The sequence below is a fragment of the Leifsonia poae genome (assembly GCF_027921845.1).
GTDB lineage: Bacteria > Actinomycetota > Actinomycetes > Actinomycetales > Microbacteriaceae > Leifsonia > Leifsonia poae.
Window position 1 is genome coordinate 58,011 of record NZ_BSEN01000009.1, and the last position, 17,269, is coordinate 75,279.

Sequence of the window (17,269 nt, forward strand, 5' to 3'; positions counted from 1 at the left end):
CTCACTCCCCTTCCAACGGCACTGGCAGGGCTCCGGTGACGAACCCGGCCGCCTGCTGACCAGACATCGACGCCAACACCAGCCGAGCCGGGTGTGACGCCTGCTCGATATCCGTGCGGGCCTTGGACAGGGCATCCTTCGACTCAGCGGAGACGGTCACGAACCCCCGGTACTGCACATCACCGAACCCATCGACCAGATCGTGCTCCCGTACCGCAAGGTCCTCCTCCTCACGCAAGTGAGTGAGCGGGATCCGGGAGGAGAGCTTCATCCGGATGGTGGCTGAGGTTTCCATGTCGGATTGGGCGCGGTTCAGCTGGGCCAGCGCCTTGTGCGTCGCCACCGGACGAACCTGCAGGGTGATCACTCGGGTCGCGTCGCCGGCGTAGAGCAGCGGCTCCAGAAATCCAGTGCGGACATCGGTGCGGGGCCATTCAGCCACCCAAAAGGTCTGATGCCACGACTCATCCACGCGCATCGTGTCCCAGCCCTCGTCGATCCCCATCACCGGCGGTGCAGGCTGCGCCTCCGTCGCAGCGTCTTGCTCGCGTCGGGTCGCCGCCGAAACAGGGTCGGCTGAGAGGGCCAGGAGTTCGTCGAGGTCGTCCGAGGTGAGCCATCCGGCCGGGGTGAGTCGGGCGTGTTCCATCGAGGTCTCGATGCCGGCGACCCGCTCCTTCAGTACAGCCGCGAGACCGGTCAGGCCCTTGCCAGCGTCGCGGATCGCAGCGTTCAGAATGCCGGTGTCGAAGGTGAGAGTGACGAAATTCGTGAACCCCATCGACCGCTTGGACGCGGTCTGAGTCAGATCCCAATACTGCTGACGCAGTTCGGGGCTGACCCGCGGCGCATGTTCGGTCTCGCGGGCCAGCAGGTAGTCGCGCAGTTCGTTGGACGAAGCGCGGTCGACGCGGATACGAATGGTGGTCTCGCGGACGCCGGGAAGGCTTTCCAAGGAGCTGAGCCATTCAACGAATCCGTCGTAGGCGGCTTCTTGGGTTCCCCTGTCGCGCAGCGCCCACGCTCGGGATCCGACGCGGACAGTGACCGATGCGAGGCGGCCGCGGGCGTTGTAGATGAACGCGCCCGCACCCGGGATCTGCACGACCTGCACGTCCCCGAGCGCACCGGGCAGAAGAAACTTCGAGGTCACGGTCGGTGTGACAGCTTCGATCTGGGCGTGGCCGACCTTCAAGGACGCCATGGTGACCCGCAGCCACACGTCGCGGCGGAACACCGTCTGCCCGGCGACGCTGCGGTACGCGTAGCGGGCAGCCTGCGCGGCAATCACAAGGACGGGTTCGCGTCGATACGTGGCGAGGGCGAAAAAGGCCACGAGAGCGACGATCGGCAACATCACCCAGATCGCATTGGGGTTGATGAGCAAGGTTGCCAGCAGGACGACGACGGCTCCGCCGACCACGATGAGTTGCAGAAACGTCAGCCCGAGGAAGATCCCCCGGCGCTCGCGGGCGGCGAAGCGGACGCGGGGTGCACCCTCGTCACTGATGAGCTGGTCGGCGATGAACGTGGTCATGGGTTATCTCCCAACCTTGATGACCCGCGCAGCCGAGCGGACGGGTGCTGCGGCGGTGTTGACGCGTGAGAACTGGTCACGCATTGAGAACCGGTGATGAAGCGCCGTTCCGACCTCAGCTCCGGCGAACGAAACGAGCTTGGTGGCCCAGAGTGGGCTGAACGAGGCGGCGATCACCGCGCCGGCTGCGATCAGGATGACCCCGATGCTCAAGCTGGCCTTGGTCAGTTCCACCGCGAGCAGGACGACGCCCGCAGCGAGCGGCTTGGCTATCAGCAGCCCGATGGTGAGGTTCATCCACCTTTGTGCCCAGGCGGTGAGCTTGGGCTGGCCGATCATCATCAACCCGACCGGAGCCATTGCAGCAAGCGCCAGCAGACCGAACTCGCGGATGGACATGGCGATGAACAAGAACAGCGACGCGACCATCATCAGGCCGACGACGAGCAGCGCCATCACGTACTCACCCACTGATGCCGGTCCCTGTGCTCCTTGCGAGACCATGCTGAAGATCACGCCGCCCTGCGTGAATTGAGAGTTGTGCATGACGGCGTTGGGGCCCTGCTTCGACAGGTCGAGGATGCCGATCACGCGCAGCAGCCCCTTGCTGAGGTCGCCGCCTTGGACGGTGGTGGTGAGACTGGTCGTGATGGCGTCGGTGACACCGGACGCCTTCTGCATCCCCCAGACGCAGATCGCGGAGAACGGGATGGCGAGCGCGGCGCCGGCGGCGGTGCGGCCGATCCGGTGCCAGTCCTGCAGGATCGTTGCGATCCCGATCTGGACGAGCGCGACGATCAGGATGACCGGTGCGGTGACCGCGACCCAGAACAGAAATTGGGAGTGGGCGATGTTCCAGCTGTTCTGGTCGATGTTGGTGTTGAATGCCCCGGCGATCATGGTGGCGATGAAGTCGCCGAGATTGCGGATGGTGGACGCCATGAACTGGGCCACCGTTTGTGAGGCTTGGCAGCTGAAGTCGGAGAGGAAGCAGCCGTAGTTCGGCGAGAACGGATCGGGCGGTGCGGAGAGAACCAACATGATGCTCACGCCACCTTCAGCGACTGACCCCAGTTGATCAGTCCGGCGATGCCGCCCGCGACGGCGACGCCGGCGATACAGCTGACCAGCCCGACCATGCCCATCTTCTGCACCCGCCCATTGCTGGAGATGTGGCCGACCACGATGAATCCGGCGGCGACGAGTCCGCCGATCACGGCGAGCGTGAGCACGATGGCGAACACGACGTTCGCAATTGACTGGAGGGCGGATACGCCAGGGCCGGAGAAGTCCGGCGACGGGTTGGCCACCGTCAGGACGGTGATGACGCGCGAGTGCACGGTCACCAGGGCCTCGTTGAGTGCGTTCATGATTCGGTATTCCTTTCCGCGGTGTCCGTTTTCGGAGTGGGTTCGTTCGTTTCAGCCATTCGTTTGGCGGTCAGCAGTCCGCTGCCGACGATGCCGAGCAATGCGGTGCCGACAATCAGCAGGAGGCCGAGCAGGTTAAGCAGGAGGTCCACGTTGGTTCACTCCCCGCTCGCGTTCGCGGCGGCGTTCGGTAGTGGAACGATCAGGTGCAGCGGCTGTCCCTCGGAGGGGACATCCACGGTGAGCAGAAGGCGGTCGACGCCGGTCGGGAGGTACCAGGCCGCGGCGAAGGAGCGTTCCTTGTCGTTCGGTACCGTCCAGTCGGTCTTGCTACCAAAGAGACCGGTCGGGAGCCATGGAAGGCCTGCGGCTTTCGCGGCTGGAGGTCCGTCAGCCGTGTCGAGGACGGCCGGTTCGGGGCGCCCATCGAACTGGGTTCCCTTCAATGTGGTGCCGGTGACGATCTGGTAGGTCTGATTCCCCTGCGAGGGCTTCCATTCGCCGGTCATCGTGAGCTTCATGAACACCACGGGGGTTCCGGCAGGGAAGAGCTCCTGGTTCGAATCCGGGAGGGTGCACCGGCAGCCGTGCTTCGACTTGAAGGTGCGGCTGGGGAAGACCTGGATGTAGACGGTGTCCACGATGCCGTCCGCAGCCGGTACTGCAGCGCTCGACGGAGTCGGCGTCGGCTTGGCCGGCGCAACGGTCGTGAATGATGGGCTTCTGGCGGACCCCGTGGTGACGCAGCCGACCAGCGCAAGGCATGGCAGGAGTGCCGCGATTGCGATCAGCTTCTTGTTCATCTCGAGTCACCTCGGTTCTCGTCTGCGCCTTCACCTACACGTTCCGGTTCGGGGTGGATTTTGGCGCGCATTGGTGAGTTGGGTTGGTCAGGGCACTTGAATGTGCTGGTGGTTGCAGGTGTCGGCGAAGGTGTGTGTGATGTTCATCGTCGGGCCGAGAGCCACGCCAGCCTGGGCGCGGCAGTCGCTTTGACCGGCACTCGACCCGTGCGGGGCGTAGGGATCCAGCACATGGATCAATTGGATGGAGAGGTCGTCCGCGCCGGTGAGGGATCGACGGTTGAGGGCGTAGAAATCCACGGCTTTGCCCTTCCAGTGCGCCGACTTGGTCCCGGCGCCAGGTGTTGTGCCGGTGCAGCGGCGATTGAGGTCGCTGATGCCGACCTGCTGGAACGACTGGACGGCGACGACGATCAGCTGAAGGACGTGTGCGTCAATCACGCAGTTCGGGTCGGTCCCGTTAGCCATGTTGATGACCTGCTGCTGATACCGGGCCTCGAGGAAGTTCAGCTTCTTTGCCTGAATCGCTTGCACCAGCACTGCCGCGGCAGCGCGGGCGTCCGCCGGGATTTGGCACGCGCCGGCGGTTGCCCCGGTGAGCGCGGCGAGGACGTGTTGGGCGGGAGTCCAGAAGGGTGCGTAGTGATTCGGGTCCGCGTTGATCTGGACGGCGTGGGCGACCAAGGTCGGAGCGGTGGTCTGCCAGCCCGGCACGTGGAGCATCCGCCTGTAAAACGCTGCGGCAGCGGTGGCTGGGTCCATTCGCTGGGCGGGGGTGCCGTAGCCGGCGCCCTGCTGGAAGACCCCAATAGTGGTGTTGTCGACGGCATCGCCATGGTCGAGGTTCCGTAGGCCGGACTCCCCGATCGCGACCATCAGCGCGAGCGTTTGACCGTGCGGTGGGATGTTCATCTGCTGGCCGACGGTGACGATTGTTGCGGCGATTCTCAACTGGTCCGGCCCATACCCGTCGACGCTCTGGCCGACCGCCACGCTGGGCGCGGATCCGCCGCACACTCCCCCACTGCCGAACCCGTTGGCGCCCATTGCGAGCACCATCGTGACCGGCAGAGCGACCAAGCTGGCGGGGACGACGAGGACAAGGACAGCGACGACGATCAGCAGATTCCGCGTTGCTTTTGGATGAGTGACTGCGTGCGCGGCAGCGGTTCCCGCCGTGATCATGCCGAGACCTCCTGCTCGAGGACGGCCCGGGCGATCATCATCAGCCGTTTCGCCGTCGCGATCCGCGCTCGCGCCGATCCGGCGTGAATATGCAGTCTCGCGGCAATCGTGTCGGCGTCGTCGTCGATCATCTCGGCGACCTCACGGAAGCCGCCCCGCTCAGGGACGCATCGCACGACGACGGAGCCAGTGAGTGGGAGACCTGCGTCGGCGGCCGCGAGTGCAGCGCGCACGGTGTGCGCCGCTTGGCTCACGCGCTCGCGAACTGTCCGAAGCCCGCGTGCGGAGAGGTGGTGCGTGTCAGCCACGCGATCGCCGTCACCATCGGTGAGCCCCAACTCGCCCACCACTACCCAGTCGGATGGCCCGACGAAATCGGCGACCAGGCTCATCCACCGGTTGGCTTCGAACCGACCGATCAACGCATCGAGCGGGTCGACGTCGCGGCCCGACTGAATGTCCGCCGGCAACTCATCGGTCTCAACGACCTTGCGCGCTAGTTCGCGCAGGACGACATGGCGCGTGATCCCGAAAACAAACGCGTTCGGTGTCCCTTTCGCCGGGTCATATGCGGAACAGCGGCGCCAGACCGACTCCCGCACGATTTGCAGAACGACGTCGACATCGTTCGGCCGGCCCCACAGACGGTATCGGACGAATGAGCGCATGCTGTCGACGGTGCGGAGAAGTTCTCCGAGACGATCGTCCACCACTGCGACTTGATTTCCTCCAGCCACGAGATCACAACCTTCCTTGCATGGAGGTGGCTAATGCGAAGGATCGGGTTCGAGCCGTGAGGCCCGTTAGAACAGCGGTGCGACCTGGCGCGCGTGGGCGCGCGAAAGCCCACCTGGGCAAGGGAGTGTGGATGAGCCGAGCAGCGCCGAAGTCATGGGGCTCGGGGCGGCGCCCCCGGATTCGATGGTGGAGCGGCGACTTCGACTCTGAAGTGCGGGAGTCTCAGCCACGATGCGTCACCGCCGCCCTGACTCGAATCGCGAGTCCGGCGTAACGGCAAGTGGGGTAAGAATCAGCCGCTCCATTTGGTGCCGCACGCTACCCCTGAATAGGGGTCACAATGCAGCGGCGCGCCGGGTGCACCGGCTGTTCTACTGACAGCTCTCGCATTGCACAGCATCCGACGGATCTACCGGCACCAAGTAGCCGTCCACGAAGTCCTGAATCGGCCCGGTTTGCGCCTCGACCGGCACCGCTACGCCAGCATCGACGTCGCGGTCTGAATCCCCGATTCCAGCCATGCGATCACCTCCGCACGCTTGTAATAGACCCGGTGCGAGGTCGGCTTGTAGAAGCGCGGCCCCTGGTGGCGGTAGCGAAGCTGCGCCAGCGCTGCCACCGACAGTCCAGTGAGTTCGGCCGCGTCAGCGGGCCGAATGAATTCCCCAATCATCTCGCATCCTCCGTTTCGACAACGAGAGTTTTCATGTGTTGTGAAACCGACAATACCACTAATCGCTGGATTGACAACAGAGGCCGCACTAAGCTGTCAACATGGCGGATTTCCGAGGTGAACAAACGGTCGGAGCGCGGATCAAACTGGCTCGGCGGCAGCGTGGGTTCCGCACCACACGCGAGCTGGCGGAAGCCATCCCCGGAGGCAATGTCACAGAGGCGGTGCTGGAGAACATTGAGTCGGGACGAAAGGCAGACATCAGCGTCAGCCAGCTCCTGAATATCGCCCGGGGGCTCAACGTTCCGCCTTCGATGCTTCTCGCCCCGTTGGGAAGGCCGAACGCCGAGCTGGACCTGCCGAATCTCAGCGACGACTTTGACGGCATGAGTGCGGCCGAGTTCGACTGCTGGCTCTCTGCAACGCCGGCGAGTTCATACCGGCCGCGCCTGGCAGCCGAACGTTCTGACATCCAGACACTGACGTCGCTTCGGGAGCTCGGCACGCTTCAACGCGAACTCAAGCGCCTTCAACTCGTGCTCCAGGTGCAGATGATGTCAAGCGACGAGAACTTAGACAACTCCAACCGGGAAGTGCAGGAGCGATTCAAATACATCAGTCAGGAAGCCACTCGGGTCACCGATCTTCTCTCAAGCGATGGCCTGCTGGATCTGGAGGCCGCGCGCGAATGAACGAAGACCCGCGCCCACGGCGCGGCTAACATCAGCGAGACGGGATGACTGTGCTGAGGACTCGGTAAGCATCGCTCGCGGGTGCGTGCGCCCGATGGCGGCTGCCAACCCGGCGGGAGATGCGCGCCGCCGAACCAGGGTCGGCTCGAAGTATGGCCGCGATGCCGGCCAGCAATCGGCGGTCAACGTCTCTTGGAGAACTGCCTGCCCGGACAACTCAGAGTGCGCTTGCTACCTCATCGCTGAGGCTCCGGTCGGCGACCAATGCATAGTTCTGAAGATGTTCGAGGTAGAGAATCGGCGAGAAGAGCGATCTGCGCACTACACCGCCTACCTCCCGGAGATAGCTCCAATCACAAGAGTGGCTCCCACGCCGGCTGCAAAGGACACGAACGCAACAACCACTTGAAACAATCGATCGGCGCGGCCGTCCTTCCGCAGGGCTTCGTTCAGTTCCGACCTCACTAGAGATTGCGCAGAAAGTAGCGCGGGCCGGCTAATCGCAGCGATGTTCTCTGCGTCTGCAGCTTCCGCTTTCAGCCTATTGACCTCAGCGAGCCGAATTGTGAACTCGTCAGTAACCTCGGAACTCAGCTGGCTCAGTCGTTCACTCAAACGCGATAACTCGGTGATTTTCTTGTCCAGTGACCAGTTTCCGGGGCCGCCAGCATTTTGAAGACCACGCGGAAGGCTCCGGCTGCCGTCCTCGAACAGTTGACTGCTGGCGTCCTGTTTGACCTGACGTCGTAATTGCGACCGGCGAGCGAATGCGCTCAGGGAAGTGACGGCAACGGAAACTATTGCGCCCACGATGGCGACGGCGAACGACGCGAAGAATGTTTCCACCTTAGAAGCCTCCTAGTCAAAGTCGCTTGATTCTAGGATCCCTAGCATGTCGGACACTCGTGCTGACGGGGCGCCATTGAAGTGGGCGACTCGGCTGACCTACGTTGGTGGGCTTGAGAGGTCACGGGATTCATGAAGTGCGTCGAAGCCGATGGAGGGTTACTCCCGTGCCCACACTTTGCCCACAAAATTCTGAGATCGGGGCAAATCACCGAGATAACAGGAGATGCAACTCCCGCGGAATTCCGCGGAAGTTGGCCGTTCCGAGCGGCACGCGCGGGCCTCGCTGGGGGTTCGAATCCCCCATTCTCCGCCAATTTTCGTAGACGTTGAAGGCCCTGAAATCCGCGTGATCATGCGGAAGTCGGGGCCTTCGCTCTTCGCTCACGCGTTCTGTGATGTCGTATCCGTGTGATGCATCAGGACATCTCTGACGATTCTGCATCAGGACGTTCCTGACAGTTCATGTATCAGGACACAGCGGCCGGTGATGTTCGTTGAGCGCTCATCGGTGTTCTCTGCTCGTAGTCATCCGACCCGAATCAAGAAGGGGTCAATAACCGCCCAGGTCGCCTCGGGGTTCTCAAGGTGGGGCAGGTGCCCGGCAGCGGGCACCTCGGCGAATTCTGCACCCGGGATCGCTTCGCTTACGGCGCGTCCGTAGGCGGGGGCGACGACTCGGTCGCTTTCGCCGAACACAACGAGGGTCGGGACGTTGATGGTGCGGAGCCTTTCGAGCAGTGACGGGTCGCTCATCTCCCGTCCCGCGACGGCGGCCATGGTCTGGCCGTTCGCCTGCTGCATCGCCCGTTGCTGCTCGGTGAACCCGGCAGGGTCCAGGTAGCCGCGGTCGGGGTCGTGCCAGGCGATCTCCGCGAGTCCGCGGGCGTCGAGGGCGAAGAAATCCGCGATCGGTTCACCCTCGACGACGACACCGACGCCGTCGATGTCGACCACGGCACGTATCACGCCCGTGTACTTGTCGTCTGCGGCAGCCTGCGCGGCCATCTCGAGCGCGATCCATCCGCCGATGGACGAGCCGACCAGGGTCACGTCGCGGCCGCCTTCGGCGAGGAGACGGTCGAGGTACGCGGCAGCGATGGCCGCGACAGAGTCGATGTCGTCTGGCCGAGACGTGCCGTTCCAGCCTGGGTGCGTCGGCGCGAGGGTGTGGAACGAGGGCGCGAGGTGGCCGACGATCGGAGCGATGGTTTGGGGGCCGCCGCCGCCGTGCAGGACAAGCGCGATGCGGGCATCGGGGTCGCCGACCTGGAGGACTTCGAGGCTGTCGAGAATAGAAGGGGCCATGAGAATTCAACCTAACTAAACATGTTTATTTAATAATGTTGATACAGTAGCACCATGGCGATAGGTCTGGAAATGCTCGGGCAGACGATCAAGCGGGCGCAGTATCGTAACCACCGGACGATGGATGCGGCCCTGCGGGAGCTGGGGGTGACCCTCGTACAGTGGGACGCCCTGCGCGCGATCGAGCGGATGCCCGGCGCCTCCGGTCACGACCTCGCTGTTGCGACGTTCCAGAGCGACCAGGCGTTCGGGACTCTAGCGAATCGGCTCGACCAACGTGGGTTGATCGCGAGGACCGCCGGGCACGGGCGGCGCATCGAGCACACCCTTACGGACGAGGGCCGCCAGATGCTCGTCGACGGGCACGCTATCGCAGGCAGCGTGCTTGCCGACCTCTTCAGCCCGCTCGCTGAAGAGGACCGTGCGACCCTCCTCCGACTGCTGCAAACCCTGACGACGGGCGACTGATGACCATCCGGTCGTGGGCCGACGGTGGAAGAGATGAAGGTGTTGAAAATGCGTCGGTAGTGTTGAGGCGTTCGACGAGGAGGACGGATGAAGCGCTGCAGTGAAGTCGCGCCCGGGGTGTTCGTCGCGACCAGTCGAAAGATGTTGACCACTTCGACCATGCTGGTCGGGCAGGGCGACGCCTTGCTCATCGATCCGGCGTGGCTACCCGACGAACTCGATGCGATCGCGGCGAGCATCCGCGAACGACAGCTCAACGTTGTCGGCGGCTTTGCCACCCACGCTCACTACGACCACCTACTCTGGCACCCGGGGTTCGGAGAGGCACCACGTTGGGCTTCGGCCAAGACCGCACAACTCGCAGACCTTGAGCGACCAGCGCTGGTCAAGCAGCTCGGCGCGGGATTTCCCCGGCAGCTCGTCAATGTGATGGGAAGGGTTCGGGCGGTCGACGGCCGCATCCCGGCAGCCTCCGTTCCTGACGGCTTCGAAGTCGAACTCATCGTCCACGATGCCCACGCCCCTGGCCACACCGCCCTTTGGCTGCCTCGGCAGCGGGTGCTCATCGCCGGCGATATGCTCAGCGATGTGGAGCTACCACTGCCGTACCATCCGGACAACCTTCCGTTGTACGTCGATGCTCTGGATCTGCTCTCGCCGATCGTCGAACAAGCCAGGGTCGTTGTCCCAGGCCATGGCAACGTTGGAAACGACGCGCGGGCTCGCCTAGACGCGGACCGCCGCTACATCGATGAGCTGTCACGCCGAGGGACATCCGACGACGTCCGAGTAAGGAACTCCGGGATGGCTGAAGCCCATGAAAACATGCGGAGACTCCTTCAAGAGGCGGACACTGACCGCTAGCCGATCCCTCCGCTGCCTGGGTCGTGAGGACTTACCGTGTTCTGAATCGTGCCGGGCGGCTGTGTTCGAGTTCGCGTGCCATGAGCCCGTCGAGGAGTTCGGCGGTGACCAACCGTCCAACGGATGCCGCGAGCGTTATGGCTGAGTGCATAACCGCGACGTACAGGCCCGGGGTGCCGGGTACCGGTCCGATGATTGGCTCTCCATCTGCTGGCATGGGCCGCCATCCGATCTCGGCCGAGCGTGCCCGGACCTCGTCGTTGCTGTCCAGCATGGTGTTGATACGTCGTTCTGCCTCGGTTGCGGTTTCTGTCAGGTCGCCTCGGGATCGCTCGCCCGAGTATTCGACCGGCGCAAGAAGCTGACCGTTTGGAAGTTGGCGTACTTCTACGTCCGGGGACATCAGTACGTGTTGGACGAGTCCCGCGGGCGCGTCTAGACGGACCAGAACTGTCGGGGACGCATCCACGGGAAGATCGAAACCAACCCCGCGGCACAGCGCGACACTGCCGAGCCCGCAGGCGAGGACCACCACTGATGCGCTGATCACTTCCGATGCTGTCTTCACACCTCGCACGACGCCCTCGTCTTCGATGAGACCGACGACCACCTGCCCGAGCCGCACATCCGCACCGAGTTTCGCGGCTTCTTCAAGCAATAACTCGGTCGCCGCGACAGGTTCGATGCTGCCATCCTGCTCTCGGTACTGAACATCGCGAGCTGCAACCCGAAGAGATGGCTCAAGCTCCGACGTGTCATCGACCGTGTTCACGAGGCCCATTTCGTCGGGGTCCTCGTGACCCCACACCAGGGAACCTTGCCAGGAGATCGGGAAATCAGGAAGCGCCTGAGCGATACGGTGCCAGTCATCGATGGCGAGGTAGCGAAGCGGAGCAGACGGAAGGCGGCTTGAGACCGGCCGACCAACCCACCCGAAAGATGACCCCGTGGCCCCGCTAGCTGGAAGGCCCTGATCAAGCACAACCACGTCCGCACCCCGCTCGGCAAGGTGATATGCGATCGACGAACCAGTAATACCGGCACCCACAACCACAACCCGCTCACCCGTGCCCGCCACAAGCCACCCATCTTCTCCGTCATGAGCCCTACCCGGCATCTTGATCAGTGTGACACTCCCCCGACTCGAGAAACGAACGACGACGCTCGGCGTCGGCACCTGAATCGGTACGCCGAGTGCTGCGCGACCACGCACACGACACCGAAGACCCATTGACCGTCGGCTATCGGGCGGTGCCCGATGCTCGCTGTTGTCAGGAGGACGTTTCATCCAGGGTTCCGAGCTTTCTTGTGCCGATTCGCTGCGTGATGAATAGGGCGGCTCGGTCCACGGCTTCGTCGGCTTCGTCGATCACGCCGATGAAGGCGGGGAAGACGTGTGGTACGTCGGCGGTGATGTCGAGGATCACATCGACGTCGGCTTCGCGTGCGCGCTCCGCCAGGCGAACTGAGTCGTCGAGCAGGAGCTCGTTGGTGCCCACTTGGAGCATGATCGGGGGAAATCCTGTGAGGTCCGCGAGGACGGCAGGCGCGAGGAGGGGCTGGGCGGGGTCTTGGCCGTTGAGGTAGAGATCTCCGGTGCGCCTCATCCCGTCCCCGGTGAAGAGCGGGTCGACACGTTCCTTCGTGGTCATTGATTCACCGGACCGGGTGTGGTCGAGACCGGGCGAGAAGCCGAGGATCCCGGCCGGCATCGGCAGCCCCGCGTCGCGTGCGGCGAGTGTCGTCGTGACGGCGAGCCCGCCCCCAGCTGAGTCTCCGGCGAAGACGATCGACTGTGCTGCGACGCCCTCGGCGAGGAGGGCGCGGTACGCAGCGAGGCAATCGTCGATGGCGGCAGGGAACGGGTGCTCCGGAGCCAGTCGATAGTCGATCGAGATCGCCCGGACGCCTGTCCGCTCAACAAGGTGCGCGGTCAGCGCCATCGCCGTCTCGGGAGATCCAAGCGAGAACGAGCCGCCGTGGAAGTACAGGATCGTGCCGGGGAGTGCCTCGCCGACCGGATCCACCCGCACCGCCGGTCGACCGCCCACCTCCACCCGGGTGCGGGTGACGCCAGGCGGGACCGGAAACGTGCTCATGAAACGCGCGAACCCCTCCCGCATCTGCTTCACGGGCACTGGGCCGCTCACCTGCGGCGCTGACCGGAGGCGAGCGTCGAGCGCGCGCCGTTGTTCCCCGCTCATCGGTTCTCCCTCTCGACACCTGAACTACATGCCACGGCATGTAGTTGTACACTACATGCCGTGGCAACCAAATCGACAACTGATGCGCTCGGCGCCTTCTTCGACGATCTCGTGCGTGCTGAGACGCGTCTCTATAACGCGCTGGGCGACAGCCTGAGTCGAGAGCATGGCCTCGCAACCTCCCAGGTCGAGTTCCTGCGCTACTTCCGGGACCATCCGGGGTCGCGCGTGGCCGATGTCGCATTCAACTTCGCCGCCGGCATTGGCGCCATCAGCAAAGGCGTCGACCGCCTCGAGGCGCGGGGCCTTGTCGTTCGGCACCCGAATCCCGCAGACGGACGCTCTTCTCTTGTCAGCCTCACTCGTGCAGGCAGCGAGGTCGTCGCGGACGCTGAGACCACCTTCCAGAAGCGCCTGTCCGACCTCGTGTCCTCAACGCTCACGCCCGACCAGGTGGCCACCGTTGGGGCAGCGCTTGCAACTCTGCGCGCGGCGCTGGAACGGGACCGGATCGGAGTCCCCGTCGGGTAGCACAACGAAACCGATTTGACTGGCGCCCGTCGCGTCGTGTTCGACTTTGTGGAGAGGTTGATTTTCGTCGCTGACGCTCATAAACCGCCAGCTATCAACTCGAGCTGACTTCGAGTCCCCATCCACGGCGTAGGTTGTCCAGCAGCATCGACAGCGCTTCATGGGGTGAGGGTTCGCGCGCGGCTAGGTCGGGGCATTCGAGGATGAACAGCGCGAGGGCGTGCAGGCTGGCCGCTGGGGCGGTCGGCTGACATGGGGCGAGCATCGACGCGACGTCGTCTTCACAGTCCGTCCATTTCGCTCGGACGTAGGACCGGAGCTGCGGGGTGGAGTAGATCAACTCGAGCACGTCCCTGGAGTGCTTGTCCTCGGTGTCGAATGGCAGCCGACTGTTCATGAACTCCTCGATCGCCCGGATCACGTCCGTCCCCGCGGCGCGATTCTGGACCGCTTGCCTGAGGGCGGCAGGCCGGTCTTCGTCTTGCTCGAAGACCAGTGCGACCTTGCCAGCGGGGAAGTACGTGAACAGTGTGGTCAGCGCCACGTTCGCTTCTTCGGCGATCTGAGCGACCGTGACGTTGTCGAACCCGTGTTCGAGGAACAGGCGCAATGCCGCCAGATGAAGTGACTGACGATTCTGAGCCTTCTTGCGCTCTCGGAGACCGGTTCCCGCTGCCATTCGCTTAGTGTATCTCAATCTGTATCGGACTCGAAAAAGTATTCACACCAATTCTGTAGTGACTGCAGAATCGTGATAGCGTCGACTAATCGACGAATAAGGAGCACGCAATGGGCAAAACAGCAATCGCGAACGCGCGGGTTTTCGACGGGATCGACGTCGTCGAAGCCACCACGGTGGTGATCGATGGAAGCCGGATCGCTTCAGTCGGAGGCGCAGTTCCCCCGGACGCCCGAGTCGTCGATGCAGCCGGTTCGTTCCTGCTCCCGGGTCTCATCGACTCCCACGTTCACACCTCGATGGAGGGCCTCGAGCTCGCCCTCACCTTCGGTGTGACGACAGAGCTGGAAATGCAGGGCGTGTTCACCAAGGGAATGCGAGCCGAGGTCACCGACAACGACCGGGTGGCGGATGTGCGATCGGCCGGCTTCGGGATCACGCCTCCTGGCGGGCATCCGAGTGAACTGATGGGCGATGGTGGCGCGGACGACGGGGAAGCCCCCTGGGAGGACGGCGACGAACACGCGGACTGGTCGGGTGTCGTGATGCCTTTCGCGTCGACACCGGCAGAAGCCGCTGCGTTCGTCCCCCAGCTCAAGGCGGCGGGCTCGGACTACATCAAGTTCATGATCGACGACGGCAGCGTCGAGGGAGCGCCGGGACTGCCCATGCTCGACGACGCGACGATCAAGGCAGGCGTGGAAGCGGCACGGCGCGAAGGGCTTCTCACTGTTGCCCACACCCTCACGATCGACGCCACCGCATCGGCCGTTGCATCTGGGATCGACGGGCTCGTGCACCTCTTCATGGATAAGCCGCACACTCCGGACATCATCGACGCCGTCGCTCGATCAGGAGCGTTCGTGGTTCCGTGCGTCGTCCTGAATGCGTCGATGATGGGAATTCCCGCAACTGACCTGGCGGCCGACCCACGGATCCGGACGAAGCTGGACGATCAATGGATTGCCACGCTCGAGAGTAGCTACGACCGGTTCCCGAGCGGCGACCTGGAAGCGGTCCTCGCGTCCGTCCAGGCACTTCGAGAGGCGGGGGTGGACATCCTCGTCGGCACCGACGTGTCGTTCCCGCTTCCGACTCTCGGCGGGATGGCACACGGTGCCAGCGTCCACCACGAGCTCCAGTTCCTTGTTCGAGCCGGCCTCACGCCGATCGAAGCGCTCCGCGCCGCCACGTCCGTTCCGGCCCGCCGATTCGGCCTCACCGACCGCGGGCGGATCGCAGAGGGCCTCCGCGCGGATCTCGTCCTCGTTGACGGGGATCCCACCGTTTCCATCTCCAGCACGCTCGACATCCAACAGGTCTGGCGTCGCGGAACCGAACTCTTCGCGCAGTAGACCGCCCCGCGACGCAAGGCGAAGAGCGTGGCGGTGTCTGGCCGGACTCGGGGTGTGCCGTGTGGCCGCTGCGACGCGTGGTGGCTCGGTGGCACATCATGCGATCGCTCTTTGACGGATGCGTCCGTGGGTGATGAATACGCGCGAGAGGCCGATAAGGTCTGGACCCATGAGCGCCCCCTATCCGCCGATGGTCACTGATTTTGCGACGGCGTGAGGTCGCTGCCTACGTTCAACCCTGACGGGAGAGGCCGGTTCGTCGAGCAGGCCTGGCGTCGCCCCACCGCCCGCCGGTTAGGGATCACCAACAGATGCCTTGTGCTTTCGTGTCGGTGGTGCGAATTACGGTCAACCCGTGGCAACTCTCAACGACCTGCGCCGGACTGCCGCCGCGTTGCCCGGTAGCGAGGAGCGAGCGACGACGGGCGGTGCTGCATGGTTCGTTCGCGGCAAGCTGTATGCATGGGAGTGCCATCCCTGGCCGAGCGTCCCCGCTGATATGCGCGCGATAGTCGCGGCCGAGCTCGTCGTCGGGGTGAAAGTCGCCGACCAAATGGACGCGCTCGCTCTTATCGAAATGGCGCCCGACGTTTTCCTGCGCACCACGACCCCCTGGGGTCAGCCGAAGGTCGCCTTCCGAATGGCCGCCATCGACGAAGACCATCTTGCCGAACTCGTGACGGAGGCGTGGCTTGTACAGGCTCCGAAGTATCTGCGGCGAGAGTTCAACGACCTCGGCCGTTAGACGATCGGTCAGACAAGGATCGCTCAGCGGGCGGACAGTGCCATCGTGGAATGGACGGATCGCTGACAAACTGACCCAGCGCCGAGTCTGGACGGGACCGACGGCCCTGCTGAACGCGTCGGGTCGCGACGGCAGAGCCGTCGAGCGGGGTCCAGACCCGACACCTGGACTGTACCCTTGCGGCCGACAATGCGGGAGTAGGTTGGGCGTAGCCGGAAGGCGCGCCCAGGTCGGATCGGGAACGTCTGGGATTCTGCCTGGTTAGTGGCAGTGGCCCAGCTTGGATATTCGATCCCTGGGCCACTGTGTTTGGTCAGACGCCGCCAGCGGCCTCAAAGCAGTCGCATTCCCAACACCACCCGCGGTCAAATAGCGGTCCCATCAGAATTCTCTAGTGGTCCAGGCCGGTGGAGAGGTCGAGGTGTGCTTTCGCCTGGTCGATGAGGGTCTTGCCCTTTTGCGTGATGGCTTCGACGGCGTCTGCGCCGGCTGCCCAACGTGCCGGTGCCGGGTCCAGCTCGACGACCTTGACAAGGTTCGCGGCGAGCTTAGCGGGGTCGCCGCTCTGCTGGCCGTTCATCGATTTCCACTCGGCGACGGTCTTTGAGGTCTCCACCGCGTAGTCATCGATCGACAGGTCAGGCCAGATGGTGGAGGATCCCTCGACCAGGAGTTCGGTGCGGAAGAATCCCGGTTCGACGGCGGTGACGTGGATACCGAACTGCTCGACCTCTTCGCGTAGCGACTCGGTCCAGCCTTCCAAAGCGAACTTCGACGCCCCATACGCGCTGCCGAAACCACCGGAGACGATGCCCGCCGTTGAGGTGATGGTGATGATGTGACCCGAACGCTGGGCGCGCATCATGGGCAGCACGGCGCGGGTCACGTTCAGGGGGCCGAAGAAGTTGGTCTCGATCTGCGCGCGGAACTGCTCCGGGCTGACCTCTTCGAAGAATCCGGGCTGGAAGTTTCCGGCGTTGTTCACGAGGACATCGATTCGGCCGAAACGATCCATTGCGGCCCGTACCGCGGCGTCAACAGAATCGGTGTCGGTAATGTCGAGCGGCACGGTCAGCAGGTTCTCGTCCTCCCCGACGGCCGCTGCTGCTTTCGCCGCGTCGCGTGCTGTCGCCACGACTTCGCAGCCAGCGGCCAGCGCGGCTCGAGCAATGTCGACCCCCATCCCGCGACCGGCGCCGGTGATGAACCATACGTTGTTCTCAGTCATGCGGAGACTCCCTCAGAGTGTTCTATGTGGATGACCGAACGGC

20 protein-coding genes are annotated in these 17,269 nt (G+C 64.0%); 6 read left to right on the top strand and 14 right to left on the bottom strand.

Annotated elements, in window-relative coordinates; all coding sequences use genetic code 11:
* Nucleotide 1: 1 nt before the first annotated feature.
* The 8 genes from PKE84_RS10655 to PKE84_RS10690 form a co-directional block, all read right to left on the bottom strand.
* Nucleotides 2–1,537, bottom strand: coding sequence for an SCO6880 family protein (locus PKE84_RS10655; RefSeq protein WP_271177222.1), 1,536 nt, complete (start codon nucleotides 1,535–1,537; stop codon nucleotides 2–4).
* A gap of 3 nt (nucleotides 1,538–1,540) precedes the next feature.
* Entirely contained in the window at nucleotides 1,541–2,578 is a 1,038-nt protein-coding gene (locus tag PKE84_RS10660) for a hypothetical protein (RefSeq protein ID WP_271177223.1), read from the bottom strand.
* Nucleotides 2,579–2,583: 5 nt separating this feature from the next.
* Complete coding sequence (locus PKE84_RS10665; RefSeq protein WP_271177224.1) at nucleotides 2,584–2,907, bottom strand: hypothetical protein; 324 nt, start codon at nucleotides 2,905–2,907, stop codon at nucleotides 2,584–2,586.
* Nucleotides 2,904–3,059 (bottom strand): hypothetical protein, encoded by a 156-nt coding sequence (locus tag PKE84_RS10670; RefSeq protein WP_271177225.1) that lies wholly within the window; start codon nucleotides 3,057–3,059, stop codon nucleotides 2,904–2,906. Before PKE84_RS10670 ends, PKE84_RS10665 begins: the two co-directional genes overlap by 4 nt.
* Nucleotides 3,060–3,065: 6 nt before the next feature.
* On the bottom strand, nucleotides 3,066–3,710 hold the full coding sequence (locus tag PKE84_RS10675; RefSeq protein ID WP_271177226.1) for a hypothetical protein: 645 nt from the start codon (nucleotides 3,708–3,710) through the stop codon (nucleotides 3,066–3,068).
* Between the two features lie 87 nt (nucleotides 3,711–3,797).
* Nucleotides 3,798–4,895 carry a hypothetical protein gene (locus PKE84_RS10680; protein WP_271177227.1) on the bottom strand — a complete coding sequence of 366 codons (1,098 nt, stop codon included), beginning with the start codon at nucleotides 4,893–4,895 and terminating at the stop codon, nucleotides 3,798–3,800.
* Nucleotides 4,892–5,605, bottom strand: a complete 714-nt coding sequence (locus tag PKE84_RS10685; protein ID WP_271177228.1) for a sigma factor — start codon at nucleotides 5,603–5,605, stop codon at nucleotides 4,892–4,894. Before PKE84_RS10685 ends, PKE84_RS10680 begins: the two co-directional genes overlap by 4 nt.
* 503 nt (nucleotides 5,606–6,108) lie before the next feature.
* On the bottom strand, nucleotides 6,109–6,306 hold the full coding sequence (locus PKE84_RS10690; RefSeq protein ID WP_168688734.1) for a helix-turn-helix transcriptional regulator: 198 nt from the start codon (nucleotides 6,304–6,306) through the stop codon (nucleotides 6,109–6,111).
* A 101-nt stretch (nucleotides 6,307–6,407) separates the two neighbouring features.
* Between PKE84_RS10690 and PKE84_RS10695 the strand changes: the two genes are divergently transcribed.
* Nucleotides 6,408–6,998, top strand: a complete 591-nt coding sequence (locus PKE84_RS10695; RefSeq protein ID WP_271177229.1) for a helix-turn-helix domain-containing protein — start codon at nucleotides 6,408–6,410, stop codon at nucleotides 6,996–6,998.
* Between the two features lie 330 nt (nucleotides 6,999–7,328).
* Here the strand turns inward: PKE84_RS10695 and PKE84_RS10700 are convergent, their stop codons facing one another.
* Both PKE84_RS10700 and PKE84_RS10705 read right to left on the bottom strand, forming a co-directional pair.
* On the bottom strand, nucleotides 7,329–7,844 hold the full coding sequence (locus tag PKE84_RS10700; protein WP_271177230.1) for a hypothetical protein: 516 nt from the start codon (nucleotides 7,842–7,844) through the stop codon (nucleotides 7,329–7,331).
* Nucleotides 7,845–8,372: 528 nt separating this feature from the next.
* Nucleotides 8,373–9,152 (bottom strand): alpha/beta fold hydrolase, encoded by a 780-nt coding sequence (locus tag PKE84_RS10705; RefSeq protein ID WP_271177231.1) that lies wholly within the window; start codon nucleotides 9,150–9,152, stop codon nucleotides 8,373–8,375.
* A 54-nt stretch (nucleotides 9,153–9,206) separates the two neighbouring features.
* Here PKE84_RS10705 and PKE84_RS10710 point away from each other — a divergent pair, with 54 nt between their 5' ends.
* On the top strand, nucleotides 9,207–9,620 hold the full coding sequence (locus PKE84_RS10710; protein WP_271177232.1) for a MarR family winged helix-turn-helix transcriptional regulator: 414 nt from the start codon (nucleotides 9,207–9,209) through the stop codon (nucleotides 9,618–9,620).
* Nucleotides 9,621–9,707: 87 nt separating this feature from the next.
* Nucleotides 9,708–10,484, top strand: a complete 777-nt coding sequence (locus PKE84_RS10715; protein WP_271177233.1) for an MBL fold metallo-hydrolase — start codon at nucleotides 9,708–9,710, stop codon at nucleotides 10,482–10,484.
* Nucleotides 10,485–10,515: 31 nt separating this feature from the next.
* Here PKE84_RS10715 and PKE84_RS10720 read toward each other — a convergent pair whose 3' ends face one another.
* Both PKE84_RS10720 and PKE84_RS10725 read right to left on the bottom strand, forming a co-directional pair.
* Entirely contained in the window at nucleotides 10,516–11,772 is a 1,257-nt protein-coding gene (locus tag PKE84_RS10720) for an NAD(P)/FAD-dependent oxidoreductase (RefSeq protein ID WP_309297487.1), read from the bottom strand.
* The gene (locus PKE84_RS10725; RefSeq protein ID WP_271177235.1) at nucleotides 11,756–12,583 is read right to left on the bottom strand and encodes an alpha/beta hydrolase; all 828 of its coding nucleotides are present in this window, start codon (nucleotides 12,581–12,583) and stop codon (nucleotides 11,756–11,758) included. Before PKE84_RS10725 ends, PKE84_RS10720 begins: the two co-directional genes overlap by 17 nt.
* A 165-nt stretch (nucleotides 12,584–12,748) precedes the next feature.
* On the opposite strand from PKE84_RS10725, the gene PKE84_RS10730 reads away from it, so the two are divergent.
* Complete coding sequence (locus PKE84_RS10730; RefSeq protein WP_271177236.1) at nucleotides 12,749–13,219, top strand: MarR family winged helix-turn-helix transcriptional regulator; 471 nt, start codon at nucleotides 12,749–12,751, stop codon at nucleotides 13,217–13,219.
* Between the two features lie 94 nt (nucleotides 13,220–13,313).
* On the opposite strand, the gene PKE84_RS10735 is transcribed toward PKE84_RS10730, so the two are convergent.
* Nucleotides 13,314–13,898 (bottom strand): TetR/AcrR family transcriptional regulator, encoded by a 585-nt coding sequence (locus tag PKE84_RS10735; RefSeq protein WP_271177237.1) that lies wholly within the window; start codon nucleotides 13,896–13,898, stop codon nucleotides 13,314–13,316.
* 110 nt (nucleotides 13,899–14,008) lie between these two features.
* Between PKE84_RS10735 and PKE84_RS10740 the strand changes: the two genes are divergently transcribed.
* Nucleotides 14,009–15,253, top strand: coding sequence for an amidohydrolase family protein (locus PKE84_RS10740; protein ID WP_271177238.1), 1,245 nt, complete (start codon nucleotides 14,009–14,011; stop codon nucleotides 15,251–15,253).
* A 355-nt stretch (nucleotides 15,254–15,608) separates the two neighbouring features.
* On the top strand, nucleotides 15,609–15,998 hold the full coding sequence (locus tag PKE84_RS10745) for an MmcQ/YjbR family DNA-binding protein (RefSeq protein ID WP_271177239.1): 390 nt from the start codon (nucleotides 15,609–15,611) through the stop codon (nucleotides 15,996–15,998).
* A gap of 391 nt (nucleotides 15,999–16,389) precedes the next feature.
* Here the strand turns inward: PKE84_RS10745 and PKE84_RS10750 are convergent, their stop codons facing one another.
* Nucleotides 16,390–17,226, bottom strand: coding sequence for an SDR family oxidoreductase (locus PKE84_RS10750; protein ID WP_271177240.1), 837 nt, complete (start codon nucleotides 17,224–17,226; stop codon nucleotides 16,390–16,392).
* Nucleotides 17,227–17,269 lie beyond the last annotated feature (43 nt).

Coding starts and splice junctions, on each gene's coding strand:
- PKE84_RS10655 (WP_271177222.1), bottom strand. CDS start 1,537: ATGACCACGTTCATCGCCGACCAGCTCATCAGTGACGAGGGTGCACCC.
- PKE84_RS10660 (WP_271177223.1), bottom strand. CDS start 2,578: ATGTTGGTTCTCTCCGCACCGCCCGATCCGTTCTCGCCGAACTACGGC.
- PKE84_RS10665 (WP_271177224.1), bottom strand. CDS start 2,907: ATGAACGCACTCAACGAGGCCCTGGTGACCGTGCACTCGCGCGTCATC.
- PKE84_RS10675 (WP_271177226.1), bottom strand. CDS start 3,710: ATGAACAAGAAGCTGATCGCAATCGCGGCACTCCTGCCATGCCTTGCG.
- PKE84_RS10680 (WP_271177227.1), bottom strand. CDS start 4,895: ATGATCACGGCGGGAACCGCTGCCGCGCACGCAGTCACTCATCCAAAA.
- PKE84_RS10690 (WP_168688734.1), bottom strand. CDS start 6,306: ATGATTGGGGAATTCATTCGGCCCGCTGACGCGGCCGAACTCACTGGA.
- PKE84_RS10695 (WP_271177229.1), top strand. CDS start 6,408: ATGGCGGATTTCCGAGGTGAACAAACGGTCGGAGCGCGGATCAAACTG.
- PKE84_RS10705 (WP_271177231.1), bottom strand. CDS start 9,152: ATGGCCCCTTCTATTCTCGACAGCCTCGAAGTCCTCCAGGTCGGCGAC.
- PKE84_RS10710 (WP_271177232.1), top strand. CDS start 9,207: ATGGCGATAGGTCTGGAAATGCTCGGGCAGACGATCAAGCGGGCGCAG.
- PKE84_RS10715 (WP_271177233.1), top strand. CDS start 9,708: ATGAAGCGCTGCAGTGAAGTCGCGCCCGGGGTGTTCGTCGCGACCAGT.
- PKE84_RS10720 (WP_309297487.1), bottom strand. CDS start 11,772: ATGAAACGTCCTCCTGACAACAGCGAGCATCGGGCACCGCCCGATAGC.
- PKE84_RS10725 (WP_271177235.1), bottom strand. CDS start 12,583: ATGAGCACGTTTCCGGTCCCGCCTGGCGTCACCCGCACCCGGGTGGAG.
- PKE84_RS10735 (WP_271177237.1), bottom strand. CDS start 13,898: ATGGCAGCGGGAACCGGTCTCCGAGAGCGCAAGAAGGCTCAGAATCGT.
- PKE84_RS10740 (WP_271177238.1), top strand. CDS start 14,009: ATGGGCAAAACAGCAATCGCGAACGCGCGGGTTTTCGACGGGATCGAC.
- PKE84_RS10750 (WP_271177240.1), bottom strand. CDS start 17,226: ATGACTGAGAACAACGTATGGTTCATCACCGGCGCCGGTCGCGGGATG.